A 16,169-nucleotide genomic window follows, 5' to 3' on the forward strand; every position below is an offset into this window, starting at 1 on the left:
GCCATGGGCACCGGCACCGACGCCGCCATCGAGGCCGGCGACCTCACCCTCGTCCGCGGCGACCTGCGCACCGCCGCCGACGCCATCCGACTCTCCCGCAGGACGCTCGGCACCATCAAGAGCAACCTGTTCTGGGCCTTCGGCTACAACGTCGCGGCTCTGCCGCTGGCGGCGGCTGGCCTGCTCAACCCGATGATCGCGGGAGGCGCGATGGCCTTCTCCTCGGTCTTCGTGGTCGGCAACAGCCTGAGGCTGCGCCGCTTCCGCTGAGCAGCGGCTGCCGCTGCGGGCGGAACGCCGAGGCCCCGGAACCCCGAACGAGGGTTCCGGGGCCTCGGCCGTGTCTTTCGGCTACGCCCCCGCCTGCTGGTAGAGCGTCACCAGGAGGCCGTGCACCGGCTCGCCCTCCCCGTCCTCCTCCGTTTCGTCGACCAGCGCGGCCAGCGCCTCGCCGAGCCGTGCCGCCTTGGCCGGGGTGAGGCGGATGTGGCGCAGCGTCAGGAGGTGGTCGGCGGGGGAGCGGTCCAGCTCCTGGGCGACGGCGCCGAACAGGGCGGCCGTGCCCTCGGCGCTCGGTTCGTCGACCTGGAGCCGCTCGGCGGTGCGGCGGTAGTACTTCTCGGTGCCGCCGCGTACGGTCCGGGTGCCCGCGTGCTGGACCAGCCCCGCCTCGTGCAGCACCCCGAGGTGGTGGGAGACGCTGCCCTTGTTGGCCCCCAGCTGCGCGGCGAGCCGGCTGATCGTCGACGGCCGGGCGCTCAGGGCCCAGAGCAGGCGCTGGCGCATGGGGTGGGCGAGTGCGGTGTGCTGGGCGGGGGTGCTGATCCGCTGGACGTTCTCGTCTGGTGGGTGGCTCACCCGATCAAGCGTTAAGTACGTTTGACGCTTTGGCAAGCCGCTGGTCTACTCCCTCCCATGACCTCCACCACTTCTTCGCCCGCGCTGGACACCGTCGCCGTCGTCGAGTCGATAGCCGACCTGGTCCGCGAGAACTACGTCTTCCCCGACATCGCCCGGGACCTGGCGGACCTGCTGCGCCGCCGCGCCGCCGAGGGCGCCTACCGGGCCGGGACCGCCGAGGAGTTGGCCGAGGAGGTCACCGCCGACCTGCGGTCCGTCAACGGCGACCAGCACCTGGCCGTCCACCACCACGAGGAGCCGGTGCCGGCCGAGCGGGGCGCGGCGGTGCTCGCCGCGATGCGCAGGGACTTCGACACCTCCCTGGGCGGTGTGCCGCGCGTGGAACTGCTCGAGGGCGGCGTCGCGCTGCTGGAGATCGGGCCCAAGATGTTCCCGCTGGACTGGGCCGCTCAGCCGCTGGCCGCCGCGCTCTCCCTGGTGGCCCCCGCCGAGGCCCTCATCCTGGACCTGCGCCGCAACACCGGCGGCGACCCGGGCACGGTCGCCTTCGTCTGCGGCTACCTGCTCGACCGCCGGACGCACCTCATCACCATGCTCTCCAAGCAGGGCGCGGTGGCCGAGCAGTCCTGGTCGGCCGCGTACGTCCCGGGCGCCCGCTTCGGCGGCACCAAGCCGCTGTACGTGCTGACGAGCGCCGACACCTTCTCCGCGGGCGAGGAGCTCGCCTACGACCTGCAGCAGCTCGGGCGCGCCCGGATCGTCGGGGAGGCCACCCGGGGCGGCGCGCACCCGCGCAACGGTTGGACGGTGCACCCGCACCTGGAGCTCAGCGTGCCGGTCGCCCGCGGGGTCAGCCCGGTGTCGGGCACCAACTGGGAGGGCACCGGCGTCCTGCCCGACGTGCCCTGCGAGGCCGGGGCGGCGCTGGAGCGCGCGCTGTCCCTGGCACTGCAGAAGTAGTTGCCACGACAGAAGCAGTGGCGACTACGGATGTAGTGGCACTACGGACGTAGTGATACTACGGACGTAGTCCCCGCCCCCCTACCCCAGCCCCACCGCTTGCCACCGGTACGCCGCGTCCTCCTGCCACACCTGCAGCTCGCCCTCCACGACCGCCGCCAGGCACAGCCGCCAGTCGTCGCCCATCGCCAGTGCCACCCGCGTCGCCGGGCGCAGCGTCGGCCGCCACCAGCGGGCCCTGCGCGAGGCGCCGCCGGCGGGCAGCCGCAGCCGTACGCCGCCCTCGCCGGCCAGGGCGACGGTCGGGCCGCCCCGGTGGCCCGCCATCGCGAGGTCCAGGGCGGGCTCCCCGTCGCCGATCTCGGGGCCCCGCGGGACGCCGTCCGTGCCCGGCGGTCCCAGGCGGTGCAGCTGCACCGAGCCGTCCGTGCGCAGGGTGGCCGCCTGGGGGCCGGCGGAGGTACGGGCCAGCGCCCCCGCGCGCAGGGTGCCCGGCGGCCCGAGCGGGGCGGGCGGCTCGCCCGCGCCGGGGCGCCAGCCGTACACCTGCTCCCGGTGCTCGACCAGGACGAGCCAGGCGCCGGGCCGCTCCTCGGCCGCCGCGAGGACCCGGTCGGCGGGGCAGCCGGGGTGCTCCTGGCCGGTGAGGGTGAGGCCGGGTGCCCAGCGGTAGGAGCGCAGGGCGCCGCCCGCGGCCGTCCAGGCGGTCAGCTCCCCGGCGGAGTCGACGGCGCCGGCCAGTCCGGCCACCCCGCGCGCCGCCTCCCACCAGCCGGCCGCCGTCCCGACCCACAGGGTGCCGGCGTGGTCCTCGGCGCAGACGACCAGCTCTCCCTGCCGCCCTGCCAGGCCCGCCACCAGCTCCCGTACGGATCCCGGGCCCTGGCCCGACGGCGCGCGAAGTCCCGTACGGCCGGGGCCGGCCAGCGTGGTGCCGCTGCCATGCGCGCCGCCGGTGACCACGAGCGGGCGGCCGGAGCGGTCCGGCAGCACCGCCAGGCCCGCCGTGCGGGCCACCGGCCGGTGGGCCCGCAGCAGTTCCCGCCCGCGCGCCGCCCACGGGCCGAGTGGGGCGGGGCGGCGCTGCGGCTCGCGGGCCAGCGGCTCGCACGCCCAGTGCGCCAGCTCCTCGGCGTAGCCCGCCGCCAGGAGTTCGGCGCGGGCCTGCTCCACGGCGAGGCGGTGGTCGAGGCGGCCGTGGTCGGGCAGCAGCAGGGTGCGGGCGAGGGTGCCGACGGCGAACAGGTCCTTGGCGGTGGTGGGGAAGCCGCCGACCTGCTCGGCCTCGGGCGGCACGTGCCCGGGGGTGAACACGGCGACGGTCAGGGCGTGGTCGAGCGGGGCGAGGAAGGTCAGGTCGATCAGCTTGACCTGCCCCTGCCCGTCGACGAGCACGTTGGCGGGGGAGATGTCCCGGTGCACCCAGCGCTTGCGGTGCAGCTCGTCGACGATCCGGCACAGCCGGGCCAGCACCTCGGCGGCGGCCGTCGCCCCACCGCGCTGGGTGCGCGCCCAGGTGTGCAGCGGCACGCCCTCGACCCACGGCGAGATCTGGTACCCCAGCAGTCCGCCCGTGGGCGCCGCGCCGGGCCGGTGCGGCGCCGGTCCGAGCAGGAAGCTCGGCACCACCAGGTCGGTGATGCCCAGCCGGTGCGCGTTGTGCGACACGTCGTCCCAGCGCCCCAGCCAGCGGCGGACCTCGGACGGATCGCGCTCCAGCATGATCTTCGCCGCGACGAGCTCCTTGAGCCCGCTGTGGCCCGTACGCACCGCGCGCCACACCTCGGCCTCGCCGCCCCGGTGGTGGAACTCCAGCAGCTCGTACTGTTCGGGGTCGAACTCCGGGCCGAACCGGAGCCCGGCCACCCAACGCGAACCGGACACACGACCCCCGACGCCTCTTCACCACTGACGATGTGCCGCTGGTGCGCTGACCAGGATAGTGCGCGATCCTGCCCGCCTGTCGGGTGGAGGGCCTATTCTGATGGCGCCCGAGCAACATCACGAGGCAACATCACGAACAGACGTCAACCGGACGTCAACCCATGGTCCACGGGGGCCTGTTGATCATGGGGTGAGGTGACTTCCGAGCGCAGTGGGGGGCGGTACATGGGGCTCGCGGTTGTGGTGATCGTGGCGTTGGCGCTGGCCGGTGCGGTGGCCTTCGTGCTCGTCCGCCGGAGGCGGGCGCTCGACGCCCAGGCGGTGGCCAGGGAACTCGCCGCCGCCGCGGCACAGTTGGCCGCCGGCAACGCGCCCCGGGCGAGGCGGCGCTACGCCCGCCTCGCGGGCCGGCTCGCCCAGGCACCCGAAGCCCTGCGCCCGCAGCGCGGACTCGCCCTGCTCGGACAGGCCGAGGCGACCGCGCCCACCGGCGACCAGCAGGCCGAACTCGCCCTCCACCGCGAGGCGTTCCCCCTGCTCACGGACCCCGCCGGGCTGATGCCCCGCCGGGCGCTGCGCCAACTCGCCGAGGAGGGCACGGCCGGCAGCGGCGACCTCGCCCCCGTGCTCGCCTTCCTCCGGGCCACCGCCGCCGGCGCCGAACCGGGCGAGGAGTCCGAGGCCGCGGCCCGCGTCCGCGCCTGGCTGCAACAGCGCTGCCGCGAGGGCGACCCCGTCATACGCGAGGACGCCACCGGCCGCGCCCTCGACGCCCTGCCCGGCCAGGACTGGCCCGTCCTCGCCCGCGCCGCCTACCTGCGCGGCGCCGACCGCGCCGCCGAGGCCGAGCAGCTGCTCGCCGCCACCGCCCCCGGCGGCAGCGGCGAACTCTGGTTCCGCTGGGGCGCCGACCTGTACACCCTGCGCCGCGACGAGGCCGCCGTCACCGCCTTCGACGAGGCCCTCCGACGAGGCCCCGGCGAGCCCTCCCCCTGGGGGCGCGGCCCCGCGCTGCGCACGGACAGCCTGCTGTTCCGCGGCCTGGCCCGGCAGCGGATGGGCACCACCGACACCGCCTGGGCCGACCTCGCCGCGGCCGCCGCCGAGAACCCGAACGACCCCCGGCCCCGCTACGCCCTCGGCCGCCTCGCCCTGCTGCTCGGCGCCGACGACCAGGCCCGCAACGAGTTCACCGCCGCCCTCGCCCTCCAACCCGCCTTCGCCCCGGCCCGGTTCGGCCTGGCCCTCGTCCACGAGCGCGCCGACCGCCCCGCCGAGGCGTCCGCCGACTACCGCGCCGGCCTCACCCACGCCCCCGACTGGCGCCCCGCCCGCGTCCGCCTCGGCGCCGCCCTCCTCGCGGCCGGGCAGGACGCCGAGGCCGAACCGCTGCTGCGCACCGAGGCCGACACCGACCCCGGCACCCGCTGGGCCCGCATCGCCGCCTTCCACCACGGCCTCGCCCGCGCCCGCCAGGGCGACCCGGCCGCAGCCCTCACCCGCTGGCAGTCCCTGGACGACGACGAGCTTCGCGCCCACCGCGCCCGGGCCCGCGACCGCCTCGCCCGCACCCGCCTCGCCACCGACCCGGCCGCCGCCCGCACCCTGTGGCAGCAGGCCGCCGCCGAGGACCCCGCCGCCCCCGGCCACCGCGTCAACCTGCGCGAGGCCGCCCTGCGCGAGGCCGCCCACCTGCTCGTCACCGGCCGCGACCACCCCGAGCAGCGCGAACAGGCCACCGCCGCCCTCACCCTCGCCGACACCCTGCCCGGCGCCCGCACCCACCGCCAGGCCCGGCTGCGCGCCGCCCTCGCCCTGGCCGGCGGCGACGCGCGGGCCGTCGCGGCGCTGCTGGACGCCGCCACCGGCCTGCGCGACCGCTACCACCTCGCCGCCGCCGCCCTGCTCAGCGGCAGCCCGGTGCAGACCGTCTCCCTCCTCGCCCCGCTCACCCCCGCCCCCGACGGCGACCCGGCCCTCGCCCGGCTGCGCGCCCTGCTCGCCGAACGGGCCGGCAACTGGAGCGGCGCCCTCGACTGGTACCGGCACTTCCTCACCGCCACCGGCGGCCCCGCCCCGGCCACGGGCGACGGCGCCGCCTGCGGAGGCTGCGGACGCGAAGCCGGCGCCACCCACCTGTACGCCCCCGCAGGCGCCGCACCCCGCTGCCTGCCCTGCGCCGCCCCCGCGCTGCGCGCCGTCCTCGACTGCGCCCGCCGCGCCGGCGCCCCCGCGCAGGCCGAACCCGTCCTCGCCGCCTGGGCCCAGGCGCTGGCCGACGGTCCCCCGGCCGACAACCCCCTCGCCGCGCCCGTACGCCTCGACCTCGCCCTCCTGCGCGCCGAACTCGGCCGCCTGGACGAGGCGCTGGCCGACCTGCCCGAGCAGGCCGGCGCCGCCCGCGCCGCCGTCCTCGTCCGCCGCGCCGGGGCCGCCCTCGCCGACAACCACCCCGGACGGGCCGCCGCCGACCTGCGCCAGGTCGTCCTCGTCGCCCCCGACCACCCCCAGGCGGCCGCCACCCTGGGCCTGCTCGCCGAGCACGAGGCCCACCAGCACGCCGCCGAAGGCCGCCACCGCGAAGCCTTCGACGCCTACCGCGCCCTCCTCCTGCGCGACCCGGCCCACCCCCGGCTGCTGCACGCCACGGGTCTGGCCGGCTACCGGCTCTCCGCCACGAACGGCACGGACGAGACCTGGGCCTGGACCCTCGGCTGCCTGGCCGCCGCCCTCCACCAGGCCGACCTGTGGACGGAGTCCGCCCGCACCACCGGCCGCACCCCCGAGCCCCAGCGCCTCGCCGCCGCCCGCACCGCCCTGACCGAGCGCCTGCGCGACGACCTGCGCGCCCTCGACCGCACCGCCGGGCGCAGCGGGGACGAGGTCACCGCCTGGACGCTGCTCCTCGGCATGGAGGCGTACAGCGCCGACGTCTTCGCCCAGTGGGACGTACGCATCGCCGTGCCCGGACGCCCCTCCCGCGCCCTCGCCATCGGCCCCACCCTGGAGGGCCTGCTGCGCCGCGAGCCCGAACTCGCCGACTGGGGCGCCTGGTTCGCCCAGGCCGTCCGGACCTTCCGCCGCCCCGAAGCCCCCGACGCACCGGCCCTGACCCGCGCCCTCGCCCTCTTCGACGACCTCGGCCCGCAGCGCTACCTGCTCCTCCAGGGCCGCCAGGCCGCCGCCGTCACCGCCCTCGACGCCGTCCCCGAGAACCGCCGAGGCCCCGCCTGGCACGCCCTGCTCGGCGACTGCCTCCTCGGCCAGGCCCGCGGCCACCACCGCCACCAGGACTGGACCGAGGCGCTGGACTGCCTCACCCGCGCCGCCGCCCTCCCCGGACTCACCCTGCCCGCCGACACCGCCGCCATCGCCGCCGAATCCGGCGTCCGCGCCGCCCGGGCACTGCTCAAGAGCACCGTCGACGACCAGGAGGGAGCGGCCGAACTCCTGGAGAAGGCCCACGCGTTGGCCCCCGAGGACCCCGAGGTGCGCGGAGACCTCGGCGCCACCTACGCCCAGTGGGCCCGGAAGATCAACAACGAGGACAAGGACTACCCGCGCGCCATCGGCCTGCTCCGCAAGAGCATGGAGCTCACCCCCGGCGACCTCACCGCCCAGCACTTCCTCGAAGCCGCCCTCAACAACCGGGCCGGCCAGCTCAGCCGCCCCGACGCCCCCGAGGCGGAACTCGAGGAGGCCGCCGAGTGCTGGCGCGAACTCATCGCCCTCAACCCCGACCCCGACCACCGCGTGGGCCTCGCCTTCGTCCTGCGCATCCTCGCCCGCACCGCGGCCTTCACCGGCGACCGCACCCGCGCACTCGCCCGGATGACCGAATCCCTGCGCGCCGACCCCGAATGGGACGGCGACGTCCCCAGCGAGGCCGCGCGCCGGATCTCCGTCATGCTCGCCAACCACGTGCTCGACGCCATGCAGGACGACTCCTTCGCCCTCCAGGCGGCCATGCTCCAGATGGCCAAGTCCTACGACGACTCGTCCGACGTACGCCGCCTGATGGTCAGCGTCTGGCGCGGTGAGGCGATCGGACACTACGAGGCGCGCCGCTACGTCGAGGCGATCCGGCTGCTGGAGGAGGCCCTCGAACTCTCCGACAGCCCGGAGGACGCGGCGAAGCTCCACAAGGAACTCGCCGTCGTCTTCAGCTCCCTGGCCGTCCAGGCAGCCAACGTCCGCAGCCTCATCGTGGCCAGGCACGCCGCCCAGCAGGCCCTGGAGCACAACCCGGCCGACTTCGAACTGCGCGCCCTCCAGGCGCGGATCAACGCCCTGCGCTGACCCTGCGCGGATCGCAACCGCGCACGCACCCGCCGTCGTCCCAGTAAGGGTTCCCGCGCCCGACTCCACCTCTGTCGACCGCAGTTGAACACAGTTGAACGCAGTTGACCGCAGTTCGCCCAACGAAGCGCCCGCCGCCGTGAGGAGAGAGACCGCCCGTCATGCCACTGCACGAACCGTCGCCGTACGAGATCCTGGGCATCCCGCTCACCGCCGGCGTACGCGAGATCAACCTCGCCGTCGGCCCGGCGATCAAAGCGGCCCGCCACACCCGGCAGCAGATCCAGGAAGCCGCCGCGCTGCTGCGCAACCCCGACAAGCGGCTGGAAGTCGACCTGCAGCAGCCCCTGCCGCCCGAACCCGTCGACCAGGCCGCCGAGTTGCTCGCACCCGCGCTCGCCGAGCCGCTGCTGGTCGTCGAACGCCCCGCCCAGCCGCCGGCCCCCGCACTGCTCGCCCTCCACCGCGCCGAACTCGCCGCCGACTTCGCCGAACCCGCCCCCGCCGGCGCCGAACCCGAACCACCCGTCCCCGCCCGCTACGCGGCCGACCTGTCCGTCCTGCCGCAGATCGAGGTACCGGAATGACCGAGGCACCACCGACCGACGCCCTGCTCGAAGGCCGCGAGCCGCTCGAGATACCGCCCGGGATCGAGGGCGTCGACCTGGCCGAGCACTTCTCCCGGCTCCTCCTGCGCGCCTCGCTGCTGGACGGCAAAATGAAGCGGGCCGAGCGCGAGGCCAGGGAGGAGCAGCGCGAACTGCTGGGCGTGCTCGTGGAGGTGGACGACGCGCTCGCCGCCCTCTCCCTCGACCGCGAACTGGTGGCGCTCGGACGCGGGGACGGCATCGAGGCCACCCGGCGGCGGCTGCTGGGGCGGCTCGCCAAGGCCGAGGTGCGGCCCATGCGGCTGGAGGGCATGGCGGCGGACCCTCGGGTGACGGAGATCGTCGGCTCGGAGGTGCGGCCCGGGGTCGCGCCGGAGACGGTGGTGCGGACGGTCGTCACCGGGTTCTTCTGGAAGGACGAGGTGCTGCGCCGGGCCCAGGTGGTGGTGGCGGCTCCGGAGGCCGGCGTCGAGGCCGAAGTTGAGGCCGAAGTTGAGGCCGAGGTCGAAGTCGAGGTCGTGCCCGTCGTGGAGCCCGAGCCTGAGCACGTCGCGGAGGCCGAACCCGTCGTGGAGCTCGAGCTTGAGCCCGTCGCCGAGGCCGAGCCCGAAGCCGCGCCCGAGCAGCCCGCCGCCCCCGCGCGGCCGAAGCGGGCCCAGCCCCGGGCCCGCTCGCGGGCCGAGCGCAAGCACAAGAAGTAGCCGGACCACGAGGGGCAAGAGGGGAACGACATGTACCGCACACTCGGCATCGACCTGGGCACCACCAACTCCGTGGTCGCGCACCTGCGCCGGGGTGAGCCGGAGATCATCTTCAACCGGCAGAACCAGGAGGGCACGCCCTCCGTGGTCGGCAGCGGCCGCAAGGGCGAGCTGCTGGTGGGCTCGACCGCGCGCAGCCGCATCGCCATCGACGGCGCCAACGTGATCCGCTCGGTGAAGCGCTTCATGGGCCGCAAGTTCAAGGACCCGCAGGTCCAGGCGGCCCTGAAGGAGGTGGACTACAAGGTCACCGCGGGCACGGACGGCGACGTCAACGTCTGGTTCAACGGCCGCTCGTACACCCCGATCGAGATCTCCGCGATCATCCTGCACCGCCTCAAGGAGGACGCCGAGCAGCGCCTCGGCGAGCCGTTCCACCGGGCCGTGATCACCGTGCCCGCCTACTTCGGCGAGCGGCAGGTGGCGGCCACCCAGGAGGCGGGCCGGATGGCGGGCCTGCACGTGCTGCGGGTCATCAACGAGCCGACGGCGGCCGCCCTCGCGTACGGGATCACCAGCGACACCGGCGACGAGGGCAGGACCGTGCTGGTCTACGACCTCGGCGGCGGCACCTTCGACATCTCCATCCTGTTGCTGGTGCCCGGTTCGGTGTCGGTGCTGGGCATCGAGGGCGACAACCTGCTCGGCGGCGACGACTTCGACCGGGCGATCACCACGGCCCTGCTGGAGGACATCCGCGAGGAGTACGGCTCCGACTACCAGCCGGACCTGCGGGACCGCCCGAAGATCGCCTCCACCGCCGAGACCGTCAAGATCGAGCTGTCCAACCAGGAGTCCTCCGAGGTGATCCTGCCGGGCCTCGGCGCCGGGCAGCTGGTGCTGGAGACGGAGTTCGAGCGGGCCCGGTTCGAGGAGCTGATCGAGGCGCAGATCGAGCGCACCATCGAGCTCACCCACAAGGCGATCATGCAGGCCAATCTGACGGTGGGCGACATCGACGAGGTGGTGCTGGTCGGCGGCTCGACCGCGATCCCGCTGGTCGCCCGGCGCCTGGGCGAGGTGTTCGGCCCGCGCCGCATCCGGCGCGGCGTCAACCCGATGCAGTGCGTGGCGCTGGGCGCGGCCGTGCAGTCCGCGCTGGTCGGGGAGGTGGAGTGCCCCGAGTGCCGGGCGCCCGGAGACCTCTCCGCCTCCAACTGCGCCAACTGCGCGACCTCCCTGCTCGGCGGCGCCCGCATCTCCTGCGGCGGCTGCCACCTCCCCGTCGACGCGGAGGCTTCCTCCTGCCCCAAGTGCGGCCAGGAGCTGGGCGGTTCGGGCGGCGGAGGTGCGAGCATCCCGAAGCAGGCGCAGTCCACCGCCGTGGTGCACGGCGACAACTGCCCGCGCTGCGGCACGCCCTCGGCCCCCGGCGTCACCGCCTGCGAGCTGTGCGGCGAGCCGCTCAACTCGGCCGCCGCCGGCAACACCCGGGTGGCCTCCACCGCCGCCGAGGACGTGGGCCTGCGCTGCGCCAACTGCTCGACCGTCAACCCGCCGGGCAGCGAAGTCTGCACGGGCTGCGGCGAGTTGATGCAGGTCACCAACCCGTTCGACATCACGCCGAAGAACCTCGGCATCGAGCTGAACGACGGCCGGCTCGCCGTGATCATCCCCAAGAACACCAGCTACCCGACGAGTTCGCCCGTCAGCCGGGAGTTCGTGGTCTCCGGCAGCGGACGCCAGCGGCTCGAAGTCGCCGTCTACGAGGGCGAGTACGAGATCGCCCAGCAGAACGAGCTGATCGGCCACCTGACCCTGCGCCTGCCCGAGAGCCTCGGCGGCCGCATCCCGGTGGACGTCTCCTTCGGTCTCGACCGGGACCGCACCATCACCCTGTCGGTGCGGATCCAGGGCGGTTCGGAGAAGACCGTCAAGCTCGAACGCGCCACCCTCGACCCGGAGTTGAAGGTCCAGGTCGAGGAGCAGCAGCGGCAGATCGAGTCCTTCACCGACAAGTGGGGCAGCGAGCTGACCGAGGCCGAGAAGCGCGAGGCGCAGCGGCTGATGGACACCCTGGACGACCTGGCGGCCGGCCAGTCGCGCGGCGGGTCGGTGGACGAGGCGCTGGAGCGGGCGCAGCGCCAGCTCAAGGCACAGCGCTGGGTGCGCGGTTCGGAGGCGTACCTGAGCCTGTTCATCCACTACTGCGAGAAGCACCTCGACCCGAGCGACCTGGACCGGCTGCGGTCGGTGGCCGCAGACCTGCGGCTGCGCCGCGAGGCCGCCGACTGGGAGGGCGCGATGCGCGCGGCCGAGCGGGCGGACGAGCTGTGCGACTCGCTGGGGCACACCTTCCGGATGCTGACCATGTGCAACGTCTACGTGACGCAGAACATGGTCTCCCCGGCCCTGGCCCAGCGGATCATGGCGCACCTGCGCGGTCTGGACGACGCGGTGGAGGCGCCGAACATGGAGGAGGTCAACCGGCACATGTCGTCGCTGCTGGAGCTGTACGCGCAGGCGCAGAGGGAACTGGGCGCGGAGCCTGCGGCCGAGTCGCTCGGCCCGGTCCGTCCGGAGGAGGCGGGGCCGCGATGAGCGAGGTCGTCGTCGAGCCGAACGGGACCGTCGAGCCGGTCGAGGTGTCCTGCCCGGGCTGCCGGGTGCCGCTCGCCCCGCCGTCGCTGCGCTGCCCCTCCTGCGGGGAGGACCTGACGGCGCTGGTGCGGCTGCGTTACTCCGGACGGATGGACTACAACGCGGCCCTGGAGGCGCTGCGAGCGGGGGAGGCTTCCGAGGCGAGGGTGCTGCTGCGCCGGGCCCTGGCGGCCGAGCCGGGGCTCGCACCCGCGCGGTCGCTGCTGGCGGCGCTGGGCTGAGTCGCCGACGGCGCGGCCGGTGGTGCGGCGCGGGGGCGGCCGGCGGGCAGGGCGGACGGGGGCGGGGCGACACGCCCGCCGTTCGCCCAATCCCGGCGTGGCGCGCAGGCCGTCCGCTGTGATCGGGGGCGAGTGTGATCGTCACACGGATTCTCGCCACCCTCACAAGGAGTGACGCAATGCGTATTCGCACGACCCTCGCCGCCACCGCCGTCGCCGCGGTGTGCGTCCTCGCCGGGGCCGGTACCGCCGCCGCCGACGCGACCGCCAACGGCATCGCCTTCGGCTCGCCCGGTGTCCTGTCCGGCAACCAGATTCAGATCCCGATCCACATCCCGATCAACATCTGCGGGAACACCGTCAACGTGATCGGCGCTCTGAACCCGGCGTTCGGCAACACCTGCATCAACGCCTGACCCCGCGCGCCGGGGCCGTCCGTCGAACCAGGCGGGCGGCCCCGGCGCCGTGTCCGCACCCCTGTTCGGGGGTGGCGGCCGACGGTCCGGAACGCGACCATGGTCACTCCGTCCCCGCGCCGCCGAAGGAGCCCCACCACAGTGCCGACCATGCGCAGCTACTCCTCCGGAGTCTCGGACGCCCCCCTGCTCGGCGACACCATCGGGGAGAACCTCGACCGGGCGGTGCGCGCCTTCCCCGAGCGCGACGCCCTGGTCGACCGCCCCACCGCCCGCCGCTGGACGTACGCCCAGCTCGGCGCCGACGTGGACGCGCTGGCCCTCGGGCTGCTGGAGCTGGGCATCGCCAAGGGCGACCGCGTCGGCATCTGGGCCCCCAACTGCGCCGAGTGGACGCTCACCCAGTACGCCACCGCCAAGCTCGGCGCGATCCTCGTGAACGTCAACCCGGCCTACCGCTCGCACGAGTTGGAGTACGTGCTGAAGCAGTCCGGCATCCGGCTGCTGGTCGCCGCCGAGCGCTTCAGGACCTCCGACTACGCGGCGATGATCGAGGAAGTCCGGCCCCGCTGCCCCGCGTTGGAACGGGTGCTGCTGATCGGCCACCCCGAGTGGGAGGCCGTGACCGCCGCCGGACGCCTGGCCGACCGGGCCCGACTCGCCGAGCGGGAGGCGGAGTTGGCGCCGGACGACCCGATCAACATCCAGTACACCTCCGGCACCACCGGCTTCTCCAAGGGTGCGACCCTCTCGCACCACAACATCCTCAACAACGGCTACTTCGTCGGCGAACTCCTCGACTACACCGAGCAGGACCGCATCTGCGTCCCCGTGCCCTTCTACCACTGCTTCGGCATGGTGATGGGCAACCTCGCCGCCACCTCCCACGGCGCCTGCACCGTCATCCCCGCCCCCGCCTTCGAACCCGGCGCCACCCTCGCCGCCGTCGCCGCCGAACGCTGCACCTCGCTGTACGGCGTGCCGACGATGTTCATCGCCGAACTCGCCGACCCCGACTTCGAGCGCTACGACCTCACCAGCCTGCGCACCGGCATCATGGCCGGCTCGCCCTGCCCGACCGAGGTCATGAAGGAGGTCATCGGGCGGATGGGCATGACCGAGGTGTCCATCTGCTACGGCATGACCGAGACCTCGCCCGTCTCCACCCAGACCCGCACCGACGACTCCGTGGAGCGCCGCGTCTCCACCGTCGGCCGCGTCGGACCGCATCTGGAGGTCAAGGTCGTCGACCCGGCCACCGGCCGCACCGTCCCGCGCGGCGAGCCCGGCGAACTGTGCACCCGCGGCTACTCCGTCATGCTCGGCTACTGGGGCGAGCCCGAGCGCACCGCCGAGGCCGTCGACGCCGCCCGCTGGATGCACACCGGCGACCTCGCCGTCATGGACGAGGACGGCTACCTCGCCATCACCGGCCGCATCAAGGACATGGTCATCCGCGGCGGCGAGAACCTCTACCCCCGCGAGATCGAGGAGTTCCTCCACGCCCACCCCGACATCCTCGACGTCCAGGTGATCGGCGTCCCCGACCCCAAGTACGGCGAGGAGCTGATGGCCTGGATCAGGATGCGCGAGGGCGCCGACCCACTCACCGCCGAGGACGTGCGCGCCTACTGCACCGGCCGGCTCGCCCACTTCAAGATCCCGCGCTACGTCCACATCGTCGACGAGTTCCCGATGACCGTCACCGGCAAGATCCGCAAGGTCCAGATGCGCGAGGAGTCCGCCCGCCTGCTGGGCCTCTGACCCCCCCACACATGAACGGCCGGCGAGGGCTGCTGCCCCGCCAGCCGTCGTCTCCTGCTCCTAGTACCGGGCGCCCCACGCCTGGTCGGTGTCGACGATCTCCTTGCCGAGCGGCGCCAGGGAGAGCGGCACCATCTTGAGGTTGGCCCACCCGAAGGGGATGCCGATGATCGACAGGAACAGCGGAATGCTGGTGAGGATGTGCCCCAGCGCCAGCCACCACCCGGCGAACACGAACCAGATCACGTTCCCGACGCACGACCCGGCCCCGGCGTCCCGCCGCTCCACCGTCGTCCGCCCGAACGGCCACAGTATGAACCCGGCGATCCGGAACGAGGCGATGCCGAACGGGATCGTCACGATCAGCACGCAGCAGATGAGCCCGGCGAGCACGTAGGCCAGGGCCATCCAGATGCCGCAGAAGAGCAGCCAGATGATGTTGAGGATGAACTGGAGCGGCTTCATGGTCCGTACCTTCTCATGCTTCCCGAGGTCACTGCTACGCCCGTGGAATGCCCGTCGGCGCCTTCCGCTACGCCCCTAGGGGACGGATCCGGGGGGAGAGTCGGGGGCGTCGGTTTGGAACGGGTCGTGTGCGTCTGTTTGACTGTCGGACCGTTCCGTTCCGTCAACTCTCCTGACTGGAATCCCAGATGACAGAAGCCGCCCTCAACGGCACCCCCCTCCTGTTCCCGGTCTTCGGCGTCCTCGGGGTACTGCTCGGGGCCGGCGCCTGGTGGTGGGCCCGGCGGAGCGGGCGGCCGGCGGCCGTCGCGGTGCTGTGGGCGGTGAGCCTGGCCGGGGAGGCGGCGGTGACGCTCACGCCCGTGCGGTCCGGCTACTCCGGGACGCCGTACTGCGCGATCGGCTCGTCCGTCTGGTCCGACCTGACGGGCCAGCAGGGGCTGATGAACATCGCGCTGTTCGCGCCGCCCGCGTTCCTGACCGTCCTGCTCTTCCGGCGGCCGCTGACCGGGCTGGCGGGTCTGGTCGTGCTGTTGGGCGTCACCGAGGTCGCGCAGACGCTGCTGGGCACGGGGCGGGCCTGCGACGCCGCCGACTTCCTCGACAACGCGGCCGGGGCGCTGACCGGCACCCTGCTCGGGGTGGGATGGCTGCTGCTGCGCGGGCGCCGCCCCGGGAGGACGTTGCGGGACCTGCGGCACGGGCTGCTGGTCGGCGGCCTCGGGCTGGGGGCGGTCGGCCTCGTCCTCGTCCTCGGCATCCGCATCGACCGGGGGGACCCGGGCTTCCACGCCCCGCCGTCCGAGGACATCGTGCGGGCCCAGGAGGTCGCGGACGGGCTGTTCGGACCGAACACCCGGGTGAGCGCGACGAGGACCGGACCCGAGGCGGCCGACGCGCCCCCGGTCACGTCCGTCACCACCGATCGCGGCACCTTCCGCATCGACGCGTCCACCGGGAGCCTGCTCTCCGCCGCCGCGGACGGCGCCGTGACGGGGTTCGTCCTCCCGCCCGAGCAGGTCGTCGCGGCGGGCGCGGACTTCGCCCAGATCTGGTTCGGCGACCGCATCACGGGCCTCACCCCGACCGTCACCCCCCTGCCCGTCAGCGACACCGCCCGCACCCTCACCTACCACCGCCCCGCCGGTCCGGGCCGGCCGCCGCTGACCCTCACGGTCACCGTCTCCGGCACCGGCCACCTGCTCTCGGCCGACACCCAGGCCCGGTAACCACCCCGCTCGGCGCTTCGCTCGGCGCTTCGCTCGGCGCTTCGCTCGGCGCTTCGCTCGGCGCTTCGCTCGGCGCTTCGCTCGGCGCTTCGCTCGGCGC

12 protein-coding genes and 1 pseudogene are annotated in these 16,169 nt (G+C 74.4%); 10 read left to right on the forward strand and 3 right to left on the reverse strand.

The features are described from left to right. Nucleotides 1-270, forward strand: a pseudogene (locus IH61_RS42150) (heavy metal translocating P-type ATPase); the annotation flags it as partial. Nucleotides 271-351: 81 nt separating this feature from the next. On the opposite strand, the gene IH61_RS0137990 reads toward IH61_RS42150, so the two are convergent. Next, the gene (locus IH61_RS0137990) at nucleotides 352-858 is read right to left on the reverse strand and encodes an ArsR/SmtB family transcription factor (protein ID WP_234327513.1); all 507 of its coding nucleotides are present in this window, start codon (nucleotides 856-858) and stop codon (nucleotides 352-354) included. 57 nt (nucleotides 859-915) lie between these two features. Here IH61_RS0137990 and IH61_RS0137995 point away from each other — a divergent pair, with 57 nt between their 5' ends. Beyond that, a complete protein-coding gene (locus tag IH61_RS0137995) occupies nucleotides 916-1,821 on the forward strand; it encodes a S41 family peptidase (protein WP_031078623.1) in 906 nt (301 codons plus the stop codon). Nucleotides 1,822-1,902: 81 nt separating this feature from the next. On the opposite strand, the gene IH61_RS0138000 is transcribed toward IH61_RS0137995, so the two are convergent. Further along, nucleotides 1,903-3,687, reverse strand: coding sequence for a protein kinase domain-containing protein (locus tag IH61_RS0138000; protein WP_031078626.1), 1,785 nt, complete (start codon nucleotides 3,685-3,687; stop codon nucleotides 1,903-1,905). A 243-nt stretch (nucleotides 3,688-3,930) separates the two neighbouring features. Here IH61_RS0138000 and IH61_RS0138005 point away from each other — a divergent pair, with 243 nt between their 5' ends. The 7 genes from IH61_RS0138005 (at nucleotide 3,931) to IH61_RS0138035 (ending at nucleotide 14,375) form a co-directional block, all read left to right on the forward strand. Then, the gene (locus IH61_RS0138005; RefSeq protein WP_031078628.1) at nucleotides 3,931-8,004 is read left to right on the forward strand and encodes a hypothetical protein; all 4,074 of its coding nucleotides are present in this window, start codon (nucleotides 3,931-3,933) and stop codon (nucleotides 8,002-8,004) included. Nucleotides 8,005-8,165: 161 nt separating this feature from the next. Next, the gene (locus IH61_RS0138010) at nucleotides 8,166-8,591 is read left to right on the forward strand and encodes a hypothetical protein (protein WP_031078629.1); all 426 of its coding nucleotides are present in this window, start codon (nucleotides 8,166-8,168) and stop codon (nucleotides 8,589-8,591) included. Beyond that, nucleotides 8,588-9,313: a nucleotide exchange factor GrpE gene (locus IH61_RS0138015; protein ID WP_031078632.1), complete on the forward strand. Its 726-nt coding sequence runs from the start codon at nucleotides 8,588-8,590 to the stop codon at nucleotides 9,311-9,313. Before IH61_RS0138010 ends, IH61_RS0138015 begins: the two co-directional genes overlap by 4 nt. A 30-nt stretch (nucleotides 9,314-9,343) precedes the next feature. Continuing rightward, on the forward strand, nucleotides 9,344-11,914 hold the full coding sequence (locus IH61_RS43650) for an Hsp70 family protein (protein ID WP_051838701.1): 2,571 nt from the start codon (nucleotides 9,344-9,346) through the stop codon (nucleotides 11,912-11,914). Continuing rightward, nucleotides 11,911-12,195 carry a hypothetical protein gene (locus IH61_RS0138025; protein WP_031078636.1) on the forward strand — a complete coding sequence of 95 codons (285 nt, stop codon included), beginning with the start codon at nucleotides 11,911-11,913 and terminating at the stop codon, nucleotides 12,193-12,195. Before IH61_RS43650 ends, IH61_RS0138025 begins: the two co-directional genes overlap by 4 nt. 179 nt (nucleotides 12,196-12,374) lie before the next feature. Further along, nucleotides 12,375-12,611: a chaplin gene (locus tag IH61_RS0138030; RefSeq protein WP_031078638.1), complete on the forward strand. Its 237-nt coding sequence runs from the start codon at nucleotides 12,375-12,377 to the stop codon at nucleotides 12,609-12,611. A gap of 150 nt (nucleotides 12,612-12,761) precedes the next feature. Beyond that, nucleotides 12,762-14,375 (forward strand): AMP-binding protein, encoded by a 1,614-nt coding sequence (locus tag IH61_RS0138035; protein WP_031078641.1) that lies wholly within the window; start codon nucleotides 12,762-12,764, stop codon nucleotides 14,373-14,375. Nucleotides 14,376-14,435: 60 nt separating this feature from the next. On the opposite strand, the gene IH61_RS0138040 is transcribed toward IH61_RS0138035, so the two are convergent. Beyond that, a complete protein-coding gene (locus tag IH61_RS0138040; RefSeq protein ID WP_031078642.1) occupies nucleotides 14,436-14,840 on the reverse strand; it encodes a YccF domain-containing protein in 405 nt (134 codons plus the stop codon). Nucleotides 14,841-15,028: 188 nt separating this feature from the next. On the opposite strand from IH61_RS0138040, the gene IH61_RS0138045 reads away from it, so the two are divergent. Continuing rightward, on the forward strand, nucleotides 15,029-16,069 hold the full coding sequence (locus IH61_RS0138045) for a VanZ family protein (protein ID WP_031078643.1): 1,041 nt from the start codon (nucleotides 15,029-15,031) through the stop codon (nucleotides 16,067-16,069). The last annotated feature ends 100 nt before the right edge of the window (nucleotides 16,070-16,169 follow it).

Source organism: Streptomyces sp. NRRL WC-3742 (assembly GCF_000720635.1).
GTDB lineage: Bacteria > Actinomycetota > Actinomycetes > Streptomycetales > Streptomycetaceae > Kitasatospora.

Coding starts and splice junctions, on each gene's coding strand:
- IH61_RS0137995 (WP_031078623.1), top strand. CDS start 916: ATGACCTCCACCACTTCTTCGCCCGCGCTGGACACCGTCGCCGTCGTC.
- IH61_RS0138015 (WP_031078632.1), top strand. CDS start 8,588: ATGACCGAGGCACCACCGACCGACGCCCTGCTCGAAGGCCGCGAGCCG.
- IH61_RS0138030 (WP_031078638.1), top strand. CDS start 12,375: ATGCGTATTCGCACGACCCTCGCCGCCACCGCCGTCGCCGCGGTGTGC.
- IH61_RS0138045 (WP_031078643.1), top strand. CDS start 15,029: ATGACAGAAGCCGCCCTCAACGGCACCCCCCTCCTGTTCCCGGTCTTC.
- IH61_RS0138005 (WP_031078628.1), top strand. CDS start 3,931: ATGGGGCTCGCGGTTGTGGTGATCGTGGCGTTGGCGCTGGCCGGTGCG.
- IH61_RS0138025 (WP_031078636.1), top strand. CDS start 11,911: ATGAGCGAGGTCGTCGTCGAGCCGAACGGGACCGTCGAGCCGGTCGAG.
- IH61_RS0138040 (WP_031078642.1), bottom strand. CDS start 14,840: ATGAAGCCGCTCCAGTTCATCCTCAACATCATCTGGCTGCTCTTCTGC.
- IH61_RS0138010 (WP_031078629.1), top strand. CDS start 8,166: ATGCCACTGCACGAACCGTCGCCGTACGAGATCCTGGGCATCCCGCTC.
- IH61_RS0138035 (WP_031078641.1), top strand. CDS start 12,762: ATGCGCAGCTACTCCTCCGGAGTCTCGGACGCCCCCCTGCTCGGCGAC.
- IH61_RS43650 (WP_051838701.1), top strand. CDS start 9,344: ATGTACCGCACACTCGGCATCGACCTGGGCACCACCAACTCCGTGGTC.